The organism is Mycobacterium sp. D16Q16 (assembly GCF_002013745.1).
Lineage (GTDB): Bacteria > Actinomycetota > Actinomycetes > Mycobacteriales > Mycobacteriaceae > Mycobacterium.
Window position 1 is genome coordinate 161,665 of sequence record NZ_MAEY01000022.1, and the last position, 20,341, is coordinate 182,005.

The window sequence follows — 20,341 nt, forward strand, 5'->3', positions numbered from 1 at the left end:
ACCGACAAGTGGCCTACTTCGGCTGAAGCCTGGCCCCGCCGTCGATGCGAATCGTCTCGGCGTTCATGTAGCTGTTGGTGACGAGCTCGAGGGCCAGCGACGCGAATTCTTCGGGGTTACCCAGGCGCTGCGGGTACAGCACGTTCGGCGCCAGGCGGTCCTTGAACTGTTGCGCGGACTCGCCCTCACCGTAGATCGGGGTGTCGATCAGACCCGGTGCGATGGTGTTCACGCGGATGCCGACGACCGACAGATCGCGCGCGATCGGAAGAGTCATGCCGACGATGCCGCCCTTGGAGGCCGAGTAGGCGGCCTGCCCGATCTGGCCGTCGAAGGCCGCGACGGATGCGGTGTTGACAATGGCACCGCGCTCACCGAACTCGTCGACAGGCTCTTCCTGGCTGATCGCGGTGGCCGCGAGACGGATCAGATTGAACGAGCCGATGAGGTTGATGCCGATGACCTTGGAGAAGATGTCCAGCGAGTGCGCCGAGGCGTACTGGCCGTCCTTGCCGATGGTGCGACCGGGCCAGCCCACGCCCGCGCAGTTGATGAGCACGCGCACCGGGCCGAGCTCCTTGGCCGCGTCGACGGCGGCGATGCCGTCGGCCTCGCTGGTGACATCGGTGTGCACGAAAGCGCCACCGAGTTCCTTGGCCAGAGCCTCACCCTTTTCGTCCTGGACGTCGGCGATGACGACCTTGGCGCCCTGTGCGGCGAGCAGGCGAGCAGTTGCGGCGCCGAGACCCGAGGCACCACCCGTGACGATTGCAGACACACCATTGATATCCATGAGCCGCACCATAACCGATCGGTTGGTTGGGAGGTCCAGGCCCCATAGGCTTTGTATCCGTGACCGATGACCGACTCGCCATCCAGGATCTTGTCGCCCGGTATGCCCGTGCCGCCGATAGCCGTGATCTCGAGGAACTCGTGGCGCTGTTCTCTGCAGAGGCCGAGTTGGTGCGCCCGCCGGCCCTGCTGCGCAAGGGCGATGTGGCCGTCCTGTGCGGTCGGCAGGCCATCGCGGATTCGATTGTCGCCGCTCTCAAACCGCTGCACGCGACGTATCACCTGCTCGGGCAGCAGACGGCGACCGTCAACGGCGATACCGCGACGGGCGAGGTGTACTGCATGGCCCACCACATCTATGTGCGCGGGACGGACGGAAACCGCGACGCGTTTCACGACAATGTGATGGCCGTGCGCTATCTCGACACTTACGAGCGCGGACCCGCAGGCTGGGTCTTCTCCCGCCGCGAGCCGGTCGTGGTGTTCAGTGAGGACCGGCCAGTTCGAGTCGGCTAGCGCACTCAGCCATCTCGTCGAGCACTGCCTCCAGGGTGGTGGCGCGCCGCGAGGCCGAGAGCAACATGCGCCCCGCCCCGATCTGTTGAGCCTGGTCCAGCGCCGCCTGATCCACGCGATGCAGACCATGGCCGAGCACGAGATCGATCTCCGCGGGATCTCGGCCCCTGTCAGCTGCCTCCGCGCGCATGACGGCCACCGCGGCCGACAGGTCCTCACCGACCAGACCCAGCGGCTGAAAACCGTCGCCCAGTCGCCCCGCTCTGCGCGCCGCGGCCTTGCTGTGCCCGCCGATATACAGCGGGACACCCTGCGGCTGTACCGGTTTGGGATACGAATAGGCGTCCTTGAATCGATAGAACTCGCCATCGTATGCCGCGGGACCGTCCGTGGACCACAGCGCACGCATGACCACGATGGCCTCATCGGTGGCTCGGCCCCGACGATCGAAATCGCCGCCGCACGCCTCGATCTCCTCGCGCATCCACCCCACGCCCAGGCATATTCGCAGCCGCCCCCGGCTCAGCCGGTCGAGAGTGGCCAGGCGCTTGGCCAGCACCACGGGGTGGTGGTCCGGTAGCACCAGCACCCCGGTGGACAGCCCCAGGGTTGTGGTGGCGCCCGCGATGAAGGACAGCAGCTCAAGCGGGTCGGGGATATCGACGTCATCGGGCAGGTGCGACTGCCCGGTCGGCGAATAGGGATAGGTGCTCTGCGTATTTCCGATGACGACGGCATGCTCCACCACGGAGATCTCGCTGAATCCCAGGCGTTCCGCGGCACGCGCGAATTCGAGGATCTTGTCTGGTTCTGCGGTAATCCCGAGCTCCACGGGAGCGACAACACCGATCTTCACAGTCATCCAATCTGCTTCACGCAAGCGCTCATCGGCACCTAATCTTCTTCACGCAAGCGCTCATCAGTGTCTAATACGTGGGATGAGCCTGATCACCGACCTCCGCGCAACGTCGCGTCTGGGCCTGATGGTGGCCGTCACCGCCGCAGCGGTTGGCGTTATCTACGGATACGACTCCTCCAACATCGCGGGAGCGCTGCTGTTCCTCACCGATGACCTACACCTGTCCACCCACGACCAACAGGTGGCCGCCACCGCGGTGGTGATCGGCGAGATCGTCGGCGCACTCATCGGTGGGCCACTGTCCAACCGGATTGGCCGGAAGCGGTCAATGGTCTTGGTGGCCGCAACGTTTGGAATCTTCTCCCTGTTGTCCGCGCTGGCCATCGACCTGACAACGCTGGTCGCGGCCAGAACCCTACTTGGGGTGACGGTGGGAATCTCGGTGGTGGTGGTGCCGGTGTTCGTCGCCGAGTCCTCCCCCACCAAGATCCGCGGCTCCATGCTGGTGCTCTACCAACTGGCCTGCGTAACGGGCATCATCGCCGGGTACCTCATTGCCTGGGCGTTGTCGTCCACCGGCAGCTGGCGACTGATGCTGGGCCTGGCGGCCATCCCGGCCGCGCTGGTGCTGATCGCCTTGCGCAAGCTCCCCGACACCGCCCGCTGGTACATGATGCGTGGTGACCGTGCACGTGCGCGTGAGATCCTGGCCGCGGTGGATCCGGATATCGATATCGACCACGAGCTCGACGAGATCACTGAGGCGTTGCGGGCCGAGGGCGGCGGTTCGGTGCTGGCGCGGTTACGAGAGATGATCACTCCGCCCTATAACAGGGCAACGTTTTTCGTTGTCGGCCTTGGCTTTTTCATCCAGATCACCGGCATCAACGCTGTCGTCTACTACGGGCCTCGCATCTTCGAGGCGATGGGCATGTCGGGATACTTCGCCAAACTCGGGCTCCCGGCACTCGTTCAGGTGGCCGCACTACTGGCAGTGTTCGTATCCATGTCGACCATCGACCGGATGGGCCGCCGGCCCATCCTCATGATCGGTATCACCATCATGATCATTGCCGACGCGCTGCTGGTCGGTGTATTCGCAGTCGGCGGATCCTCGTTCGGAGGCGTGCTGACCGTCCTCGGGTTCCTCGGCATCGTGCTCATCGCGGTGGGCTTCACCTTCGGATTCGGCTCGCTGGTATGGGTGTACGCGGGCGAGAGCTTCCCGGCACGGCTGCGCTCCTATGGCGCTAGCGCCATGCTGACATCGGATCTCGTGGCGAACGCCATTGTGTCCATGTACTTCCTGACGTTGTTGACCGCGCTCGGCGGCGTGGTGGCGTTCGGCGTATTCGGCGCTCTCGCATTGGCGGCCCTCGTGTTCGTCTATCTGTTGGCCCCGGAGACCAAGGGCCGCGACCTCGAAGAGATCCGGCACTTCTGGGAAAGCGGGGGCAAGTGGCCCGAGACATAGCAGGCGGCGTGATAGTCGGAATCGACATCGGCGGATCTAAGACCCGCGCGCTGGCCGTCTCGGGTGGCAAGGTGATCGGCGAGGCGCTGGCCGGGAGTGCGAACCTGCAGTCGGTGACCGAAGAACAGGCGAAAACCGTATTCGCCGAAATCTTTTCCCAGCTGAACTACGGCGACATCTCCCGCGTGAGCGCCGGATCGGCCGGTGTGGATACCGAGGAGGGTGCGCAAACCCTGATTCGGCTGCTGCGACCGCACGCACCCCACGCCGACATCACCGCGGTGCACGACACACAGCTGATCCTCGCCGCGGGCGGTCTGACGGCAGGTATCGCGGTGATATCCGGTACCGGGTCAGTGGCGTGGGGAAAACGCGCCGACGGCACCGCGGCGCGGGTAGGGGGTTGGGGATACCTCCTCGGGGACGAGGGCAGCGGCTACGGCGTGTCGAGATCTGCTGTGCGGCACGCGCTCTCCCTGTCAGACAGAGGCGACCCGCCAGATGCGCTGTCGCGGAGGTTCGCCTCTGAGTGTGGCGTGACCGAGCCCGCTCAGCTACTCGACCATTTCTATGCCCACTCCGAACGGCGCTATTGGGCCAAGATGGCGGGGCTGGTTTTCGACCTCGCAGCGGCCGGTGACGAGGCCGCCAAGGTGATCACCAGACAAACAGCCGTGGACTTGGCCGCGTTGATCGAGGGTGTCTGCATACGATTGGGCCCTGGACTGCCCGTGGTGCTCGGCGGGGGCCTGCTGGTCAACCAGCCGGGCTTGGTCGCCGATATCATCGAACGCACACGGACCACCGGCGTTTCGGATATTGCTGTGCTGCAACGTGAACCGGTATTTGGAGCATTGGCCCTAGCCGGGGCCGATGTCGACGGATTGGAGAAGGCATGACCGCGGGGACGCATATGGCTGACGAGATCCGCCAACAGCCAGCCGTGTGGGGGCGGCTGCTCTCTGACGGCCGGGCCGCGATTGCGGAGGTGGCAGCGAAGATCGTCGAGTACCGGCCCCGCTTCGTGCTCTTCGTCGCGCGGGGGACCAGTGACCATGCGGCGCTGTATGGCAAATACCTCACCGAGATCATCCTGCAAGTCCCCGCGGGACTGGCCTCGCCGTCGACCATGACCACCTACGGTGCGCGCCCCGACCTTTCGGGTGTGCTGGTGATCGGGGTCAGCCAATCGGGCGGTTCCCCCGACCTGGTGCAGACGCTGTCGGTGGCACGCGAGCAGGGCGCGCTGACCGTGGCCGTGACCAACGCCCCGACATCCGCACTGGCGACCGCCGCCGAATACCACGTAGACGTGTTGGCCGGACCCGAACTCGCCGTTGCCGCCACCAAGTCGTACACCGCGCAACTGCTGGCACTGTATCTACTGCTCACCGATATTGCGGGCCGCGACAATACGGCAGTCAACCTGCTCCCCGAACGCGGCGAGGAGATCCTGCACAGCGCCGTCGTGCAGCAGCTGGCCACCCGCTACCGCTTCGCGTCACGCTTGGTCACCACCGGTCGCGGCTACTCATACCCGACGGCGCGTGAGGCCGCCCTCAAGCTGATGGAAACGAGTTATCTTTCTGCTCAGGCCTTCTCAGGAGCCGATCTGTTGCACGGCCCACTGGCGATGATCGACCCACAGGTACCGGTGATCGCGATCGTGCCCGACGGAGTCGGGGGACGTGCCATGAATGAGGTGCTGCACCGGCTGGCCGGACGCGGGGCGGACGTGTGCTGTGTGGGGTCGGCGGACGCTGTGGCGGCCACCGGTTTGGGCGTGACGCTGGAGCCGACGCTCGAGGAACTTTCGCCCATGTTGGCCATTCTCCCGCTGCAGCTACTCGCGATGCAGTTGGCGATCGGACGCGGCGAAAATCCAGATGTACCCAGAGGTTTATCCAAGGTGACCGAAACGCTGTGAAGCGACAGTGACCATGCCCGGGTTTTTTGATATGCACGTGCACGGCGGAGGCGGCGCGTCATTCGGAGACGACCCTGAGGCCAATCGTGTTGCCGCAGAATGGCATCAGTCTCATGGAACTGTCGGCATGCTGGCCAGCCTGGTGACCCTGGCGCCCGATGAGTTGCTTGGCGCCGTGCGTGTGCTTGCCGGGATGGCGGGTGCGGATGGCATCGCCGGGATTCACCTCGAAGGCCCCTGGCTGTCACCACGGTATGCCGGTGCTCATGATCCACGCCTGCTGCGCACACCGAATCTCGCCGAGCTGGAGCGGCTACTGGACGCCGGGGCCGGGCACATTCGGATGGTCACCATCGCGCCCGAACTTCCGGGCGCCATCCCGGCCATCGAGTTACTCGTCGCGCGAGGCGTGGTGGCCGCGGTGGGACACACCGATGCTACGTATGAGCAGACATTGCAAGCCATTTCGTCTGGCGCGACGGTCGCCACTCATCTCTTCAACGCCATGCGCCCGATCCACCACCGCGAACCCGGCCCCATCCCGGCGCTCCTGGAAAGCCCAGAGGTGACCATCGAGCTGATCGCCGACGGTGTCCACGTCCACCCCGCGATCTACCGAATGGTGCTGGCCACGGTGGGCCCCGACCGGATCGCTCTTGTCACCGATGCGATGTGTGCGGCCGGAATGCCGGACGGCGCTTATCACTTGGGCCAATTGCCGGTCACCGTCGCCCGCGGCGAGGCGCGGCTGCCGGATGGCACCATCGCGGGGAGCACCGCGAACATGGCCGACCTGTACCGGTTCGCGGTGACCCAGGCCGGATCTGCGGTGGCCACCCTGCAGACATCGGTCAATCCCCGGCGTGCGGTGTGTGTTCAGGCGGCGTCGTAGCGCGGTCCGATGATCTTCGCGATCCCCAGCAGCCGTTGGTAACTTTCCGGGCCCGCCGAGCATCCGCGTAGATCGGTCGCGGTGTTGCGAACCCTGGCCAGCACACGCGAGCAGGACATGCGTGCTCCGTCGTTCGTAATCATCACGTAGGAACCAACTACCGCGTCATCGTCTCGGTGCAACGAGCCGATCACGTACCTCCATTGCGCGGAGTCGTGCACGGTGTGCTTCGCACACCTCAACCACATGTCCATCTCACTGGAGGCGAAGTTACGTGCCTCGGCATCCGTGGGGAAAACAGCGATGCGTTGTGCAACCTGCACGTTCCACGGTGAGCTGTCCTGCAAGTACTGCTCGTGCGCGGCCATGTACGGACCGCGGTCGTAGGTGGCCACTGACGGGCCGACCACGCTGCCGCAGTCCGGTCTGTCCGTCGTGAGGTCGGAGAGGGCGGTGCGCCGATCGACGACCGGAAAAGCTGCTCCCATAACAGAGGACGCCTCTTCCGGTGTCACCATCAGATCGTCGATCGCGGCGGGCGGTATCGGCGCGCCCTGCTCGGCGGAAGCGGGCGCCGCGAATGCCAGTGCGAGCACCATCAGCACGACCGTCATCGCCGACATTCTCATGACTCAGACCTCCCACACTCGCGGGCCGACAATTTTCATCAATTCGAAGGCGCGCTCACCACCACTCTTGGAAACCGTTGAGCAGGTGCGAATGTCAATGGCGACATTGCGTTCTCCGAGAAGCACGTGCTGGCATGCGGCATACGCGGCATCGTTCCTTCCGTAGACGACGGCCAGAACGTTGTCGACCTGTGTGACGCCCCGGATGTCCACCGTCGCCGTCAGAGTGGTGCCATCGATCGACTGCTCGGAGACGTTGATCGTCTGCTGTTCGCACTTGCGCCAGCGGTCGGCTTCACTCCGCGCGAAGTCTCGGGCCTCCTCATCCGTGCTGAACACCGCCACACTTTGATCGACCAAGGTGAACCAGCCCGGGTGATCCCACAGCGCTTGGGAGTGCGCCGCCACATAGGAGGACCGGTCGTAGCTCGACACAGAAGCCAACACAACGCTTCCGCAATCCGGCCGATCGGTGTCCGATGCGAAGGTCGCACTCTGCCGGTGAATGTTGGGGAGACCGACGCCCATCACCTGTTCCGCCTCGTGCTGCCTGAACATGAGTCGATCGATGGACGCGGGCGGCACGTGTGGTGAAGGTTCGGCGAGGGCGACGGCCGGGTGCACGGCGCCCAGTGCCACCGTCAGCGCCCCCACCACCGATCGCATGCGTTCCCCTCACCTAGGCCTCGGTTGTTCTGTATTGAACTCTAGGGCGCCAGCCGGCGCAGCTCCTTGGTCAGCTCGGCCGCATCCGGCGGTTGCGCCCCGGGCCGGCTACAGGTGATCGCCGCGGCCACCGCCGCCCGCCGCAACGCCTCAGGCAGATCGAGTCGACGCTGATAGAACCCGTCGAGGAAGACGCCGGTGTACGTGTCACCGGCGCCGACAGTGTCGACGACGGCGACCTCGTGGGCAGGGACGTGCAGTGGCGACGGTTCACCCCGCTGGAAGGCCAACGACCCCGCCGCCCCACAGGTGACCACTGCGATCTCGAGGCGCGGGTGCTCGTCGAACCAGCGGCCAACCACGCCCTCGACCGACGCGCCCGGGTACAGGAATTCAAGATCTTCGGTGCTGGCCCGCGCCACCTCCGCAATGGACAACCAGGGGGCAATGCGCGCGACGTACGTCTCCCGGTCGGTGACGAGCGTGGGGCGCACGTTCACGTCGAAGGTGAGCGGAATGGCCGCATAGTGCCGCATGATCCACGCGCGTAACTCGTCGCGCTCACGCCAGAGCACGCTGGCGATCGACCCCGCCCAGATGGCCACCGGAACGCGCACCGGATCGGGAAGTGACGAGGGCCCAACATCATTGGCGGTTCCCTGCCAGTAGAACTGATACTGGGCCGCTCCGTGTTGGTCGACGTCGGCGACGGCCAATGTCGTCGGAACGTCATGACGCATGACCAACGATTCATCGACACCTACCTCGGTCAGATTCTGTACGCACTGACGCCCGAACGCATCGCCGGACACATGGGTGAGAAGCGCGGTCCGAACACCCATCTTCGCGGCCGTGATCGCGGTGTTGTACGGGCCGCCTCCGGGCACCGGGCGCCACAATCCGCCAGCCGCCGGAACCAGATCAACGAGTGTCTCGCCGCAGACGATGAGGCCGTCTCTGTCGGGCACGTTCCCAACGCTACCTGGGACCGGTTTTCTCGCAGCGTCTTTCATTTCGCCTATGCCCGGGCCACCCGAGGCAGAAGACCCAGGATGAGATCGAGGGCTCGGCTGCCGTCCCGTTCCGCGCACGCCCGCACATCGATAGCCACGTTCCGCAGCGGCGCCAGCGCATGCTGGCAGTAGATCACTCCACCGAAATCCGTCGGCCACGTGTAGCCGACCACCAGAACCTCCTGCACCTGAACGATGTTGCGTAGCTGCACCCATTCACGACGCGTGCTTCCGTCCGGCTGCGGCAGAAGCGAAGTGACCCGCTGGTTCTCGCAGGCGCGCCAGCGATCCGCCTCACTAAGCGCGAAATCCGTCGCATCGGACCACTCGGGAAAAATCACCATGCTCTGGTCCACCAGCCGCGTCCAGCTAGGACTGTCCACCAATGAGCGGTACCGCCCGGACAAGTAGTTGGACGATTCATAGCTCGCCGTCGATGCGAAAACCACACTGCCGCATTCGGGTCTGTCGGTCCGATCCGACACCAGCCCCGCCCAATCGCCGGACACATGCATGCCGGCCCCCATAACAGGACTCACGTCCCTGGGCTCGAGCATCAGACCGGGCAGCGCGTCCACCAGCACGGGAAGCTCGCCAGGATCCGCGGATGCGGGGCCCACAGACACTGTCATCGCCATGGCCAGCACACAAAGGAACGACCCCACCCCCAGAACAGTCCTCATATCTGCAGGAGCCTAGAGGAGAGGTGTCACCGCCGAGTGGACAATCGAGACGAGCATTACCGCAGTACCTTTCAGCAACACTGCGGACAAAACTCGGTGGCCCGGCTCCGGGATCGGCGCCTAAGCTGCCACGCGTGCCCCAGTCGCGTATCGATGACGTTGTCGCCGGAGCGCTGGCTTGGACGGAAGTCGACCTCATCGACATCGACGATTCCTCTGCCCGCCCGCTGCGGGATGCGTTGGAGGAGTTTGGGATCAGGGTGCACTACCACCCTGTCGGACAGCCGCGGCATATTGTCGCGGCGCTGGGCAGTGATCGTCAGGTCGCGCCCTTTGTGATCCTGGGATGCCACGGTGACGACGGCCGGATCTTGCTCCCTGAACTCGGCGAGCCGATAGCTTCCGAACAACCGTTTACCGGGCTGATGGGTGCCGACGAGGTCCGCCGGCACCTGCGGCTTACCGGAAGTTTCGTGGTGTCCATCGGGTGCGAAACGGGGAGCCCGGAACTCGCGGATGCGTTCCTGGACGCGGGCGCGGCCGGCTACTTCGCGCCACAAGAAGCACCCGACGGGCATGCCGCATTTCTTGTCGCGGTGCTGTTCTTCTACGAGCTCACCGCGGGCCGAACCGTGGCCGAAGCAGCAGAGCGAGCACGCGGATACGACGCCGCGACCAGCACGTGGCGGCTGTGGCCGCGGTAGGCAGCTAGCCACCTAGAGCCCCATTCATGGTGTTGACACTCGCGTTTAAATATTGTTCTATGCGAATGTATGCATTAATAGAAGGGAAGTCCATGGCCTCGGCGGCGCTCGTCCTGTATCTGATCTTCATCGCCGCTGGGCTTGGCTGGAAGAGTTACCGACAGTGGCGCGCAACCGGCTCCACCGGGATCCACGGATTCCATGGCCGCGCCGGCTCGCGCGAATGGCTCGCAGGGGCCGGATTCATCGCCGCGATAGTCATCGCCTTCCTAGCACCCATTCTGCAGCTGGCCGGGCTCATCACTCCCCTTGCCGCGCTTGACAACCGGCCTCTGCGGATCGCGGGAATCGCACTAGCCACGGCGGGAATCGTCGCTACGGTCTGGGCGCAACACACCATGGGCGAATCCTGGCGGGTAGGCGTCGACACCCGGGAGACCACCACGCTGGTGAGCACCGGCGTTTTCGGATGGGTCCGCAATCCGATCTTCACGGCAATGCTGACGTTCGCCGCCGGGTCTACCCTCATGACCCCAAACCCGTTGGCCCTCAGTGGTTTCGTGCTACTCGTCACGTCCATCGAGCTGCAGGTGCGCGTGGTTGAGGAGCCCTATCTCCTCGCGGCACACGGCAGGACCTACCGCGACTACGCAGCCCGGGTCGGACGATTCCTGCCCGGAATCGGCAGGTTCAGCGCCCAGGGTTGATGAGCCCACCACCGCGAGTGGTGGCCAGCTCGTAGGCCGATTCCGCATGCTCGGCATCGTCGAGGCCATCGGACTCGTGCTGCGGATGCGACCTGATGCCCATGGAATGCCGCAGGCCCAGCCCGATAAGCCCGGTCACCGCGACCGAGTAGGCGAGCACCGCAACGACCGCCACGAGCTGCAACCAGAATTGATGCAACCCGCCGCCGTACAGCAGCCCGTTGACACCGGCAGGCGCCGCGGCACTGCCGACAACGCCGATCATCAACGTGCCGACGATGCCACCAACCAGGTGCACACCCACGACGTCGAGCGAGTCGTCATATCCCCAGCGGTATTTCAGCTCGATGGCCAACGAGCTGAACGCGCCCGCTACCGCCCCGATGACCAGGGCGCCAATCGGGGTGACCGACGAACAGGAGGGCGTGATGGCCACGAGCCCCGCCACCACACCCGAGGCCGCACCGAAGGATGTCGGCCTGCCGTGCCGGATCTTCTCGACCACCAGCCAGGCCGCCATCGACATTGCTCCCGCACCAAGGGTGTTGGCAATGACAATGGCCGCGGTGCCGTCTGCTGCCAATGCCGATCCGGCGTTGAATCCGAACCAGCCGAACCACAGCAGCCCCGCCCCGAGCATGACCGCGGGCAAGTTATGCGGACGCATCGCCTCGCGCGGCCACCCGTGCCGCTTGCCGAGGATGATCGCCAGCGCCAAACCGGCGGCACCGGAATTGATCTCCACGGCGGTACCGCCGGCGAAGTCGATGACACCCAGATTCGCCAGCCATCCGCCCTTCTCGGCAGTGGTGCCCTTGACCGCGAACACCCAGTGCGCCACCGGGAAGTACACCAGGGTTGCCCACAGTGCCGTGAAGGCAATCCACGGGAGGAATCGCATGCGGTCGGCGACCGCGCCCGCGATGAGCGCCACCGTCACCATCGCGAACCCGGCCTGGAACATGACGAACACCAATGCGGGGATCTTGGTCGGCCCCCATAGCGGAACTGAGGACGCTTTGTAGTCGCCTTCAAACAGGTGCTGCAATCCGGCGAATTGGAACGGATCGCCAAGCAACCCGCCACCAATGTCGGTGCCAAACGCCATCGAGTATCCGAAAGCCACCCAGAGCACCCACACCACGGCGACGGCCGAGAAGCACATCATCATCATGTTGAGGACACTCTTGGCGCGCACCATGCCGCCGTAGAAGAAGGCCAATGCCGGGGTCATCAGGAGTACCAGTGCGGCGCTCGTCAGCACCCAGGCGGTATTGGCCGCGTCGGGCACTCCCATATGCGGAAACATGTGCTGGCTACTCCCGGATCGTGCGATTAGGTCAGCGTGAGTGTAGGGAAGCCGCCGCCCGTGCGCGCAAGACCTGATCTAAACTAGAACACGTTCCAGTTTTCTGGCGTACGATTTCCTTCTCATACCTGTCCTACCGACCGCTTCCCACCACCCACCCAAGGAATGGCCATGCATACCCCCATCTGCGACGAGCTCGGCATCGAGTTCCCGATTTTCGCCTTCACGCACTGTCGCGACGTCGTCGTCGCGGTGAGTAAGGCCGGTGGCTTCGGCGTACTGGGCGCCGTCGGATTCACCCCCGAGCAGCTCGAGATCGAGCTCAATTGGATCGACGAGCACATCGGTGACCACCCTTATGGCGTCGACATCGTCATCCCCAACAAGTACGAGGGCATGGACGCGAACATGTCGGCCGAGGAGCTCACCAAGATGCTCCAGTCGATGGTTCCTCAGGAACATCTGGACTTCGGCCGCAAGCTGCTGGCCGACCACGGTGTGCCCGTCGAGGAGGGCAACGACAACGCCCTGCAATTGCTGGGCTGGACCGAGGCCACCGCGACCCCGCAGGTGGAGATCGCACTGCGCCATCCCAAGATGACGCTCATCGCCAACGCACTCGGCACGCCTCCGCCGGACATGATCAAGCACATCCACGACGCCGGCCGCAAGGTCGCGGCACTGTGCGGTTCGCCGAAGCAGGCCCGCAAGCACGCCGACGCCGGAGTGGACATCGTCATCGCACAGGGTGGTGAGGGCGGCGGCCACTGCGGCGAAGTCGGCTCGATCGTGCTGTGGCCGCAGGTGGTCAAGGAGATCGCGCCGGTGCCGGTGCTCGCCGCCGGAGGTATCGGCAGCGGCTACCAGATCGCCGCGGCGCTGGCCATGGGTGCGCAGGGCGCGTGGAGCGGCTCGCAGTGGCTCATGGTCGAGGAGGCCGAGAACACCGCGGTGCAGCAGGACACCTACGCCAAGGCCACCAGCCGCGACACCGTGCGCAGCCGGTCCTTCACCGGCAAGCCGTGCCGAATGCTCAAGAACGACTGGACCGAGGCCTGGCAGACCGAAGGCAACCCCGAGCCGCTGGGAATGCCCTTGCAGTACATGGTTTCCGGAATGGCGGTGGCTGCCACCCACAAGTTCCCGGATCAGACGATCGACGTCGCATTCAACCCAATCGGCCAGGTCGTCGGCCAGTTCACCAAGGTGGAGAAGTCGGCCGCGGTCATCGAGCGCTGGGTGCAGGAGTATCTAGAAGCCACCAACACGCTTAACGAGCTCAACGAGGCCGCCGCGTCGGTCTAAAGGCTCGGGTCCAATGTGCGGATCCGGTCGAATTTCAACGAGATTTCGACCGGATCTGCACACTCGGCGAATCAACGAGCCTGCGCGGCCTGGTCCAATCCGCTACTGGCCCAGGCCGTTTTGCATCGTGTTGGCCAGCACGTTCACCGCAAGGCTGCCGTTTCCCGGCTGACAGACCTTGGCCTGCAGCAGCACATTCTCGCGCCTGCGGGTCTGGTTGAAGCAGCGTCGGTCGACGCCCGCCTCCTCCTTCATCCACGCGGCATCGGCGGCGCCGGCCGCTGGTCCGGTGAATGTCCACACCTCGCGTCGGCCGTCGTTCAGGATCAAGGTGGCCGTCTGCCCAGAACATCCTTGGGTGCGGTCCACCACCCGATGGAACGCGCGGTCGGCCGCATCGTTGTTGGCGAACACACCGATCGACTGCTTGACCAAATGCGTTGCATCCGTGCCGGAGTCTTGCGTCGCCGCGCCCCGGAACGAGGCCAGATCCGGATCGGCGTACACCTCGTCAAGCCCGATATCCGACCAGTTGTTGCATTCCGGAACATCGACGGAGAACGCCTGGAACGGCTGCGTGAACTCGCTATGCGACCCCAGCTGAGACCCAATGACATTGCTCACCGAACCACGCGCGAGCACCGCGTAATTGACAACCCCCGGATCGGACGGACGGGCGCCCGCCGCGGGGGCCAGCGCGAGCGCGACCACCGTCGCACTAGTCACGGCCGAGGTGATCTTGATGGTCATACTCGTCCCTCCATGGCATCGGCGAGGGCCGCGGCGATCTTCTCGCCATTCTTCGGCACACACGCCTTCACCTGCAATAACACCTCACGCTTGGCGCGCATCTGCACGTAGCAGCTGGTGCCGGTGGCGCTGGTCATCGACCAGGTGGCCGTGGTGTCCACCGACTTGCCCTTGGTGATGGTCCACGTTTCCCGCGCACCCTGGCCGTCGGTCACGTCCAGAGGTACGCCGTAACAGTTGTCCATGAACAGCAGCGCGACAACCGGATCCACCGCGGCAATTGGGCGCTGAAAGACCCCCACCGCCTGCTTCACGGAATACGTTGTGTCCGAATCTGTTTTCTGAGACGTCTGCGCGCGATACTCGGCCAACTCGCCATTACCGTTGAACACCTCGTCCAGCCCCACATCGACAAAACTGAGACAACTCGGTTCACTCACCTGATAACCGGCCGCCGGAGACTCGAGAGTCCGGGTCACGGGAAGTTCGGTACCGACGATCGAATTCACCACCTTGGGCTTGAGTAGGACCGCCTCCGGACCGACAGCCCACGCCGACGGCGCACAGGCCAGGGCTATCCCCGACACCGCCACAACGACAAGGGCACGCATCAGACGCGGGCCTTGACGGTCACCTCAATATTGCCGCGCGTGGCATTCGAGTACGGGCACACCTCATGGGCTTGTTCCAAGAGGTCCTCGGCGACCTCCTGAGACAAACCGGGCAGATACCCGTCCAGCTCGGCGGACAGGTCGAAACCTCCCTCGGCGGTTTTGAAGATTCCCACCTTGGCCGTGATCGATGTCGCGGGATCAAGCTGGACCTTCGCTATCCGGGCGACCAGATTGAGCGCGCTCAAGAAGCACGCCGAATACCCGGCCGCGAACAGCTGCTCGGGATTAGTGCCTTCCCCGTTGCCGCCCATCGACTTTGGGATTCGGGTGTCTAGATCTATCCGGCCATCCGACGAGCGAACATGCCCGTCACGGCCTCCCCCGGTCGACGTGGCTTCTGCGGTGTAGACGGCCTCATTGGACATATGACGAGCATACGGAAGGCGCCGGCTCCCTTGAAGAGAACCGGCGCCATCCCAGAACTGCCTACTACACGCCGAGACCCGCGCGAACGCCCTCTTCGACGGCCTTGCCGAGCTCGGGGTCAACGTTCTTCCAATAATCGAACACCCGGGACAGCACGGGTTCGCTGACGCCGCCCAGCACATGGCCGATGATGTTGCTCGCCAGACGCGCACGCTGATCGTCGTTCAGCACCTCACGCACCAAGGTTCCGGCCTGAACGAAGTCGCCGTCCTCGGCATGCTGGACATACCCGGCACGTACGGCGGTGCCGTCGAAATCCCACGCGCCGCCGTCGCCCGCAGCCTGCGGATCTGCATGCGGACCGCCAAAGGAGTTGGGGGCGTAAACCGGAACCTCGGGCTCATTGAAGTGATACCGCATCGCGCCCTCCTTGGAGTAGGAATTCACGGTGGCGGCCCGCGCCTCGTTAGGCGGCAACTGCGCGTAGTTGGTGCCAATCCGGTACCGATGCGCGTCGGCATAGGCAAAGACCCGGCCGAGCAGCATCTTGTCGGGCGAGAAGCCAATTCCCGGAACGATATTCGACGGTTCGAAGGCAGCCTGCTCGATGTCGACGAAATAGTTCCCTGGGTTGCGATTGAGCGTCCACTTGCCGACCTCGATCAGCGGGTAATCCTTCTTGGACCAGACCTTGGTCAGATCGAACGGGTTGAATCGGTATCCCTGCGCCTCAGCCACCGGCATGATCTGCACATGGAGGGTCCAGCTCGGAAAATTGCCTTGCTCGATCGCGTCCCACAGGTCACGACGATGCGCATCGGCGTCGGATCCGGCGAGTGCATCCGCCTCCTGCTGGGTCAGGAAATCCTGTCCCTGATCAGTCCGGAAGTGGTACTTCACCCAGAAACGCTCGCCCTCGGCATTGACCCACTGATAGGTGTGTGAACCGTATCCATTCATGTGGCGATAGTTCTTCGGGATCCCGCGATCACCCATCAACCAAGTGACCTGGTGCGCCGTCTCGGGACGCAGCGTCCAGAAGTCCCATTGCATGTTGTGGTCCCGCAACCCTGATCCCGGCAACCGCTTCTGCGAGCGGATGAAGTCCGGGAACTTGATGGCATCACGAATGAAGAAGACGGGGGTGTTGTTGCCGACGAGGTCATAGTTGCCGTCCTCGGTATAGAACTTGATGGCAAAACCGCGCGGGTCACGCCAGGTATCGGGGCTCCCCTGTTCACCCGCCACTGTCGAAAAGCGAACCAGCGACTCTGTTTTCACACCCGGTTGAAACAACTTGGCTTTGGTGTACTTCGAGACATCCGCGGTGACGACGAGTTCTCCGTACGCGCCTGCACCCTTGGCGTGCACGATGCGCTCCGGAACGCGTTCCCGGTTGAACTGCGCAAGCTTCTCGATCAGATAGTGATCATGCAGCAGGACCGGACCCTGGATGCCCGCGGTCAACGACTCGTCGTCGCTCTCCACTGCGATTCCGGTGTTCGTGGTTGTTCGGATGGACATGAAAACCTCCTCGATACCTGACTAACTGGGCTGAACTAATGGGGCTGACATTCGGGGCAGAGACCCCAGAAGACGATTTCGGCCTCGTCGACCACGAACCCGGCGGTGTGTGCCGGCTCCAGGCACGGCGCATGCCCAACGGTGCAGTCCACATCGGTGACGGCACCGCACCGACGGCAGACCAGATGGTGATGGTTATCGCCGATACGCGTCTCAAAAAGCGCTGCGGAACCGGCCGGTTCGATGCGGCGCACCAACCCGGCATTGACACAGGCCTTGAGCACGTCATAAACGGCCTGTGTGGACACCTTCCCAAGCTCGGCACGCACCACCATCGCGATGATGTCTGCGGTCGAATGTGGATGCGCCGCAATCGCGTTCAGAACCGCGACGCGTGGGGCCGTGACACGCAGTCCCGCCCGGCGCAATGCTGCGTCTGGGGCGGGGGGCTGTACTACGGTCACTCCACCAGTATGCGCCTTTTCTGGAATGAGTCAAGAAATGGTGTTCAGCCGAACGGGCCGTTGAACACGAAGTAGGCCCCGGCGGCGATCAACACGAACCCCACGAGGTGATTCACGGTGAGCTTCTCGCCCAGATACCAGACGGCGAAACCAAGGAACACCGTCAACGTGATGACCTCTTGCATCGCCTTGAGTTCCGCGCCCGAATACACCTCACTGCCAAGGCGATTCGCGGGAACCGCCAGGCAGTACTCGAAAAACGCGATAAACCAGCTGACAAGGACAACCACCCACAACGGGTGATCCTTGAACTTGAGATGCCCATACCAGGCAAAGGTCATGAAGATGTTCGAGCAGATGAGCAGCACTGGCGGCAGAAACCGGGCGGCAATCATGTCCACATTCTGTAGATCTTCCCTGTCAACCGTCCACAGACGCTAGCCTGCTGCGCATGGGCGGCGCCGTATTGCATGACCGATACATCCAAAGCTGCCTCGGCGGACTGCACGTGCGGGTAGGCGGCGAAGGGCCTGCCATCCTCTTCTGGCCCAGCCTCCTGATGACGGGGTCCATGTGGGCCGACCAGGCAGAATACTTCGCCGGCCGGTACACGGTGATTGTCGTTGACCCGCCCGGTCACGGCGACAGCCAGGCCCTGCACCACATGTTCCGTTTTGAGGACTGCGCGCAGGCCGTCGAACAGATCCTCGACACGCTGGGCATCGAACGCACGCACGTCGTCGGCAACTCCTGGGGCGGAATGATCGGAGGAACCTTCGCCGCGCTATACCCGCATCGGGTGGGAGCGTCCGTGCTGATGAACGCCACCGCTTCGCGCGCCAACCTACGCCAGACGGTCGAGTTTCGGCTGCTCACCGAGCTAGTCCGGCTTCTCGGCCGATTCCGTGAACCGCTCACCACCCGCGCGGTGAAAGCCTTCGTCGGGCCCACGATCATGCGTGAGCGCCCTCAAGTGGAGCAGGCGATCCGCGCGGAATTGCGCGAGCTCAACGTCGACTCGGTCTATTGGGCGGTCAACAGCGTGGTTCCGGCGCGGCCTGACCAACGTGAGCTACTCGGACGCATCACCGCACCCGTCCTGGTCGTGGCGGGCCGGGAGGATCCGACCTTTCCCGTCGCGGAGACGCAGCTCATGGCCGAGGCGATTCCCGGGGCCGAGTTCGTGGTCATGGAGAACACCGGGCATCTGGCCGCTCTGGAACGCCCCGGGGAAGTCAACGCCCTCATCGATGAGTTCCTGAAGCGTCATCCGCTGGAGGACTAGAGGGAGCGCGCCCTGCGCATATCGTCGATGGCCCCGGCCCGGTCACCCAACTCGTTGCGGATCACCGCGCGCAGCGCGAGCGCATCGGCGAACTCGGCATCGATCTCGAGGGCCTCATCGGCCGCCGCGAGCGCCTCATTCGGTTTGCGGGCACCATGGAGAGCCCATGCGTGTGTGTAGTGATTGATGGCGTCACGGCTGCCATATCGCACTGCCGAAAGCGCACAATCGATCGCGTCGAAATGCCGTCCCATGCTGCCAAGGCAGTAGGCCAAGATCCGCCACGACAACGAATTCTTGTGCTCCAGCTCCAGCGCATCATTGGCGAGACGCAGCGCCTCGCTATCGTCCCCGGACGCCAGAGCCTCGCTTGCGCGGGTTGCCAGCTGCTCAGCGTCCACAGAAACGAAGGTACGCGAACCCTCTCCGCCGGTTATCCACTCACCGGCCGCGATGTCGATCGAGGTTACGCTAGCAATCATTGTTACCCATCCTAACCAGCCAGCTCGCATGGGTCGATAACTCTGGTAACAACCGAGTGTTAGTTAGCCCACACTCGCCAGCAGCGGGTTCACCGCGAATTCGATCACCCGATAGGGGGCGTGATCGCGTGAGTCGGTGTTCCACTGGCTGACGTAGATGCTGAGTCGATCGAGCGTGGAGTCCGGTCCGATGTATCCGCCGTACGGCTGAGCCAGGGTGTTGTCCCAGGACTCGGGAAGTTCGTCCGCCATCGCCGGCCAGGCCCCGGCATTCACCACCGTGGTCGCGGGCACCGCACCCAGACGCGTCGGGTTGTCGGCGACCCGCACCTCGACGTTGCCCGTGGTCTGATTGAAGTAGGACAGCACCGCCTGTCCGTCCACCATCTTCATGCTCAGCTCGCCCAGGTGATCGTTGAACAATGGCGTCACGACGGCACCCCAGGCCCACTTCCCCCGCGCGTCTGTTCCCCAGCCCTGCCAGGTCGCACGGTCGGTGAACGTGTCGGGCTTGGCCCGGTACAGGACCGCGGGCCGTGAACGGTCGAAGGCGTCGCTGACGATGTACACCCAGCCCTTCGGCGACTCGGGTGTCCACAGCGGGTCGTAGTAGCCGCTGATCTGGGTCTGTTGGCCGCCCGCGTAGTCCCCAGGTCGGATCGATCCCGGCACGGTCGGCCATCCCGCGCGGAAGGGGTCGGGCTTCACCAGCCGTGTCGACTGGGGGATCAAGTTCTTGGTGACGGCGATGAACAGCCAGTTAGTGCCGTTGATATCGATGACGCCGGCGGGAAGTTGGGAGAAGCCCGGCGGCGTCGGGTCTTCCAGGAGCGGCCGGTCGGTGCCGAGGACACCGGAGTGACGCATGCCGGAGGTGTTCGGCACCGTATCCGTGTCGACGCGCAGCGCCACCGGGGAGTACCAGCCGCCGTATCCCACACCCTGGCCAGCGAAGCTGTCGCCGCAGATCTGCAGCATGCCGCCGGTGAAGACCATGAACTCGCACAGGTCGGTCGCACCGAGGTTGTAGTCAGAAGTCGCGGTGCCGGTGCCCGCGACGGGGCCGATCCGCAGCACCTCACCGGGATCGAGAGCCGGCGGAACGGGACGCAGCGGGTCGGCGAGTGCGACTGGGAGATAAGCCCATTGAAGGATCGTTAAGACCATCGCAGTCAACAGAGCCGCGATGCGCCGCACGCCTCATCTCCCATCCGACGCCACGGCGCCACTAGCCATCCCTGGACAGGGTAGCCAGTGGCGCCGCGGTGGGATCGCTATGGACGAGGTGCGGTCTGGGTGGGCGACTGCGGGGGCGGGGGC

At 64.3% G+C, this 20,341-nt stretch carries 24 protein-coding genes; 9 read left to right on the forward strand and 15 right to left on the reverse strand.

From position 1 onward, the window contains the following. Positions 1 to 13 precede the first annotated feature (13 nt). On the reverse strand, positions 14 to 793 hold the full coding sequence (locus B4394_RS20535) for an SDR family NAD(P)-dependent oxidoreductase (RefSeq protein ID WP_005063198.1): 780 nt from the start codon (positions 791 to 793) through the stop codon (positions 14 to 16). A 59-nt stretch (positions 794 to 852) separates the two neighbouring features. Here B4394_RS20535 and B4394_RS20540 point away from each other — a divergent pair, with 59 nt between their 5' ends. Next, positions 853 to 1,308 carry a nuclear transport factor 2 family protein gene (locus tag B4394_RS20540; protein ID WP_078311625.1) on the forward strand — a complete coding sequence of 152 codons (456 nt, stop codon included), beginning with the start codon at positions 853 to 855 and terminating at the stop codon, positions 1,306 to 1,308. Here the strand turns inward: B4394_RS20540 and B4394_RS20545 are convergent. Then, positions 1,277 to 2,164: an LLM class F420-dependent oxidoreductase gene (locus B4394_RS20545; protein ID WP_078311678.1), complete on the reverse strand. Its 888-nt coding sequence runs from the start codon at positions 2,162 to 2,164 to the stop codon at positions 1,277 to 1,279. The genes B4394_RS20540 and B4394_RS20545 overlap by 32 nt on opposite strands. An 82-nt stretch (positions 2,165 to 2,246) precedes the next feature. Between B4394_RS20545 and B4394_RS20550 the strand changes: the two genes are divergently transcribed. The 4 genes from B4394_RS20550 to B4394_RS20565 are packed head-to-tail and all read left to right on the forward strand — an operon-like array spanning position 2,247 to position 6,460. Continuing rightward, positions 2,247 to 3,641 (forward strand): sugar porter family MFS transporter, encoded by a 1,395-nt coding sequence (locus B4394_RS20550; RefSeq protein WP_078316127.1) that lies wholly within the window; start codon positions 2,247 to 2,249, stop codon positions 3,639 to 3,641. After that, positions 3,626 to 4,540, forward strand: a complete 915-nt coding sequence (locus B4394_RS20555) for an N-acetylglucosamine kinase (protein ID WP_078311627.1) — start codon at positions 3,626 to 3,628, stop codon at positions 4,538 to 4,540. The genes B4394_RS20550 and B4394_RS20555 overlap by 16 nt, the downstream gene beginning before the upstream one ends. A gap of 14 nt (positions 4,541 to 4,554) precedes the next feature. Continuing rightward, the gene (locus B4394_RS20560) at positions 4,555 to 5,568 is read left to right on the forward strand and encodes an SIS domain-containing protein (RefSeq protein ID WP_078311679.1); all 1,014 of its coding nucleotides are present in this window, start codon (positions 4,555 to 4,557) and stop codon (positions 5,566 to 5,568) included. 7 nt (positions 5,569 to 5,575) lie between these two features. Further along, the gene (locus tag B4394_RS20565; RefSeq protein WP_286142155.1) at positions 5,576 to 6,460 is read left to right on the forward strand and encodes an N-acetylglucosamine-6-phosphate deacetylase; all 885 of its coding nucleotides are present in this window, start codon (positions 5,576 to 5,578) and stop codon (positions 6,458 to 6,460) included. Here B4394_RS20565 and B4394_RS20570 read toward each other — a convergent pair. Genes B4394_RS20570 through B4394_RS20585 form a run of 4 tightly spaced genes read right to left on the reverse strand, consistent with a single transcriptional unit; the run spans position 6,445 to position 9,433 of the window. Next, positions 6,445 to 7,074: a sensor domain-containing protein gene (locus B4394_RS20570; RefSeq protein WP_139360339.1), complete on the reverse strand. Its 630-nt coding sequence runs from the start codon at positions 7,072 to 7,074 to the stop codon at positions 6,445 to 6,447. The genes B4394_RS20565 and B4394_RS20570 overlap by 16 nt on opposite strands. Before the next feature lie 18 nt (positions 7,075 to 7,092). Next, a complete protein-coding gene (locus B4394_RS20575) occupies positions 7,093 to 7,755 on the reverse strand; it encodes a sensor domain-containing protein (RefSeq protein WP_078316128.1) in 663 nt (220 codons plus the stop codon). Between the two features lie 41 nt (positions 7,756 to 7,796). After that, complete coding sequence (locus B4394_RS20580) at positions 7,797 to 8,723, reverse strand: PfkB family carbohydrate kinase (protein WP_078316129.1); 927 nt, start codon at positions 8,721 to 8,723, stop codon at positions 7,797 to 7,799. 50 nt (positions 8,724 to 8,773) lie between these two features. After that, on the reverse strand, positions 8,774 to 9,433 hold the full coding sequence (locus B4394_RS20585) for a sensor domain-containing protein (RefSeq protein WP_078316130.1): 660 nt from the start codon (positions 9,431 to 9,433) through the stop codon (positions 8,774 to 8,776). A gap of 152 nt (positions 9,434 to 9,585) precedes the next feature. On the opposite strand from B4394_RS20585, the gene B4394_RS20590 reads away from it, so the two are divergent. Both B4394_RS20590 and B4394_RS20595 read left to right on the forward strand, forming a co-directional pair. Further along, positions 9,586 to 10,155: a hypothetical protein gene (locus tag B4394_RS20590; protein WP_078316131.1), complete on the forward strand. Its 570-nt coding sequence runs from the start codon at positions 9,586 to 9,588 to the stop codon at positions 10,153 to 10,155. Positions 10,156 to 10,247: 92 nt separating this feature from the next. Then, positions 10,248 to 10,862 (forward strand): methyltransferase family protein, encoded by a 615-nt coding sequence (locus B4394_RS20595; protein WP_078311632.1) that lies wholly within the window; start codon positions 10,248 to 10,250, stop codon positions 10,860 to 10,862. Here the strand turns inward: B4394_RS20595 and B4394_RS20600 are convergent. After that, positions 10,846 to 12,171: an ammonium transporter gene (locus B4394_RS20600; protein ID WP_078311633.1), complete on the reverse strand. Its 1,326-nt coding sequence runs from the start codon at positions 12,169 to 12,171 to the stop codon at positions 10,846 to 10,848. The genes B4394_RS20595 and B4394_RS20600 overlap by 17 nt on opposite strands. Before the next feature lie 171 nt (positions 12,172 to 12,342). Here B4394_RS20600 and B4394_RS20605 point away from each other — a divergent pair, with 171 nt between their 5' ends. After that, positions 12,343 to 13,476, forward strand: a complete 1,134-nt coding sequence (locus B4394_RS20605) for a nitronate monooxygenase (RefSeq protein ID WP_078311634.1) — start codon at positions 12,343 to 12,345, stop codon at positions 13,474 to 13,476. A gap of 102 nt (positions 13,477 to 13,578) precedes the next feature. Here the strand turns inward: B4394_RS20605 and B4394_RS20610 are convergent, their stop codons facing one another. The 6 genes from B4394_RS20610 to B4394_RS20635 all read right to left on the reverse strand — a co-directional run bounded on the left by B4394_RS20610 (position 13,579) and on the right by B4394_RS20635 (position 17,649). Continuing rightward, the gene (locus B4394_RS20610; RefSeq protein ID WP_078311635.1) at positions 13,579 to 14,226 is read right to left on the reverse strand and encodes a sensor domain-containing protein; all 648 of its coding nucleotides are present in this window, start codon (positions 14,224 to 14,226) and stop codon (positions 13,579 to 13,581) included. Next, positions 14,223 to 14,837, reverse strand: a complete 615-nt coding sequence (locus tag B4394_RS20615) for a sensor domain-containing protein (protein WP_078311636.1) — start codon at positions 14,835 to 14,837, stop codon at positions 14,223 to 14,225. Before B4394_RS20615 ends, B4394_RS20610 begins: the two co-directional genes overlap by 4 nt. Further along, positions 14,837 to 15,265, reverse strand: a complete 429-nt coding sequence (locus tag B4394_RS20620; RefSeq protein WP_078311637.1) for an organic hydroperoxide resistance protein — start codon at positions 15,263 to 15,265, stop codon at positions 14,837 to 14,839. Before B4394_RS20620 ends, B4394_RS20615 begins: the two co-directional genes overlap by 1 nt. A gap of 64 nt (positions 15,266 to 15,329) precedes the next feature. Beyond that, positions 15,330 to 16,790, reverse strand: coding sequence for a catalase (locus B4394_RS20625; RefSeq protein ID WP_078311638.1), 1,461 nt, complete (start codon positions 16,788 to 16,790; stop codon positions 15,330 to 15,332). Positions 16,791 to 16,825: 35 nt separating this feature from the next. Continuing rightward, the gene (locus B4394_RS20630) at positions 16,826 to 17,254 is read right to left on the reverse strand and encodes a Fur family transcriptional regulator (RefSeq protein WP_078316132.1); all 429 of its coding nucleotides are present in this window, start codon (positions 17,252 to 17,254) and stop codon (positions 16,826 to 16,828) included. A 44-nt stretch (positions 17,255 to 17,298) separates the two neighbouring features. Further along, positions 17,299 to 17,649 (reverse strand): DMT family protein, encoded by a 351-nt coding sequence (locus B4394_RS20635; protein WP_078316133.1) that lies wholly within the window; start codon positions 17,647 to 17,649, stop codon positions 17,299 to 17,301. Positions 17,650 to 17,705: 56 nt separating this feature from the next. On the opposite strand from B4394_RS20635, the gene B4394_RS20640 reads away from it, so the two are divergent. Further along, a complete protein-coding gene (locus B4394_RS20640; RefSeq protein ID WP_078316134.1) occupies positions 17,706 to 18,539 on the forward strand; it encodes an alpha/beta fold hydrolase in 834 nt (277 codons plus the stop codon). Here B4394_RS20640 and B4394_RS20645 read toward each other — a convergent pair. Both B4394_RS20645 and B4394_RS20650 read right to left on the reverse strand, forming a co-directional pair. Further along, on the reverse strand, positions 18,536 to 19,021 hold the full coding sequence (locus B4394_RS20645) for a tetratricopeptide repeat protein (RefSeq protein ID WP_078311641.1): 486 nt from the start codon (positions 19,019 to 19,021) through the stop codon (positions 18,536 to 18,538). The two genes, B4394_RS20640 and B4394_RS20645, sit on opposite strands and share 4 nt — an antisense overlap. A gap of 63 nt (positions 19,022 to 19,084) precedes the next feature. After that, complete coding sequence (locus tag B4394_RS20650) at positions 19,085 to 20,098, reverse strand: DUF4185 domain-containing protein (RefSeq protein ID WP_078316151.1); 1,014 nt, start codon at positions 20,096 to 20,098, stop codon at positions 19,085 to 19,087. Between the last annotated feature and the right edge of the window lie 243 nt (positions 20,099 to 20,341).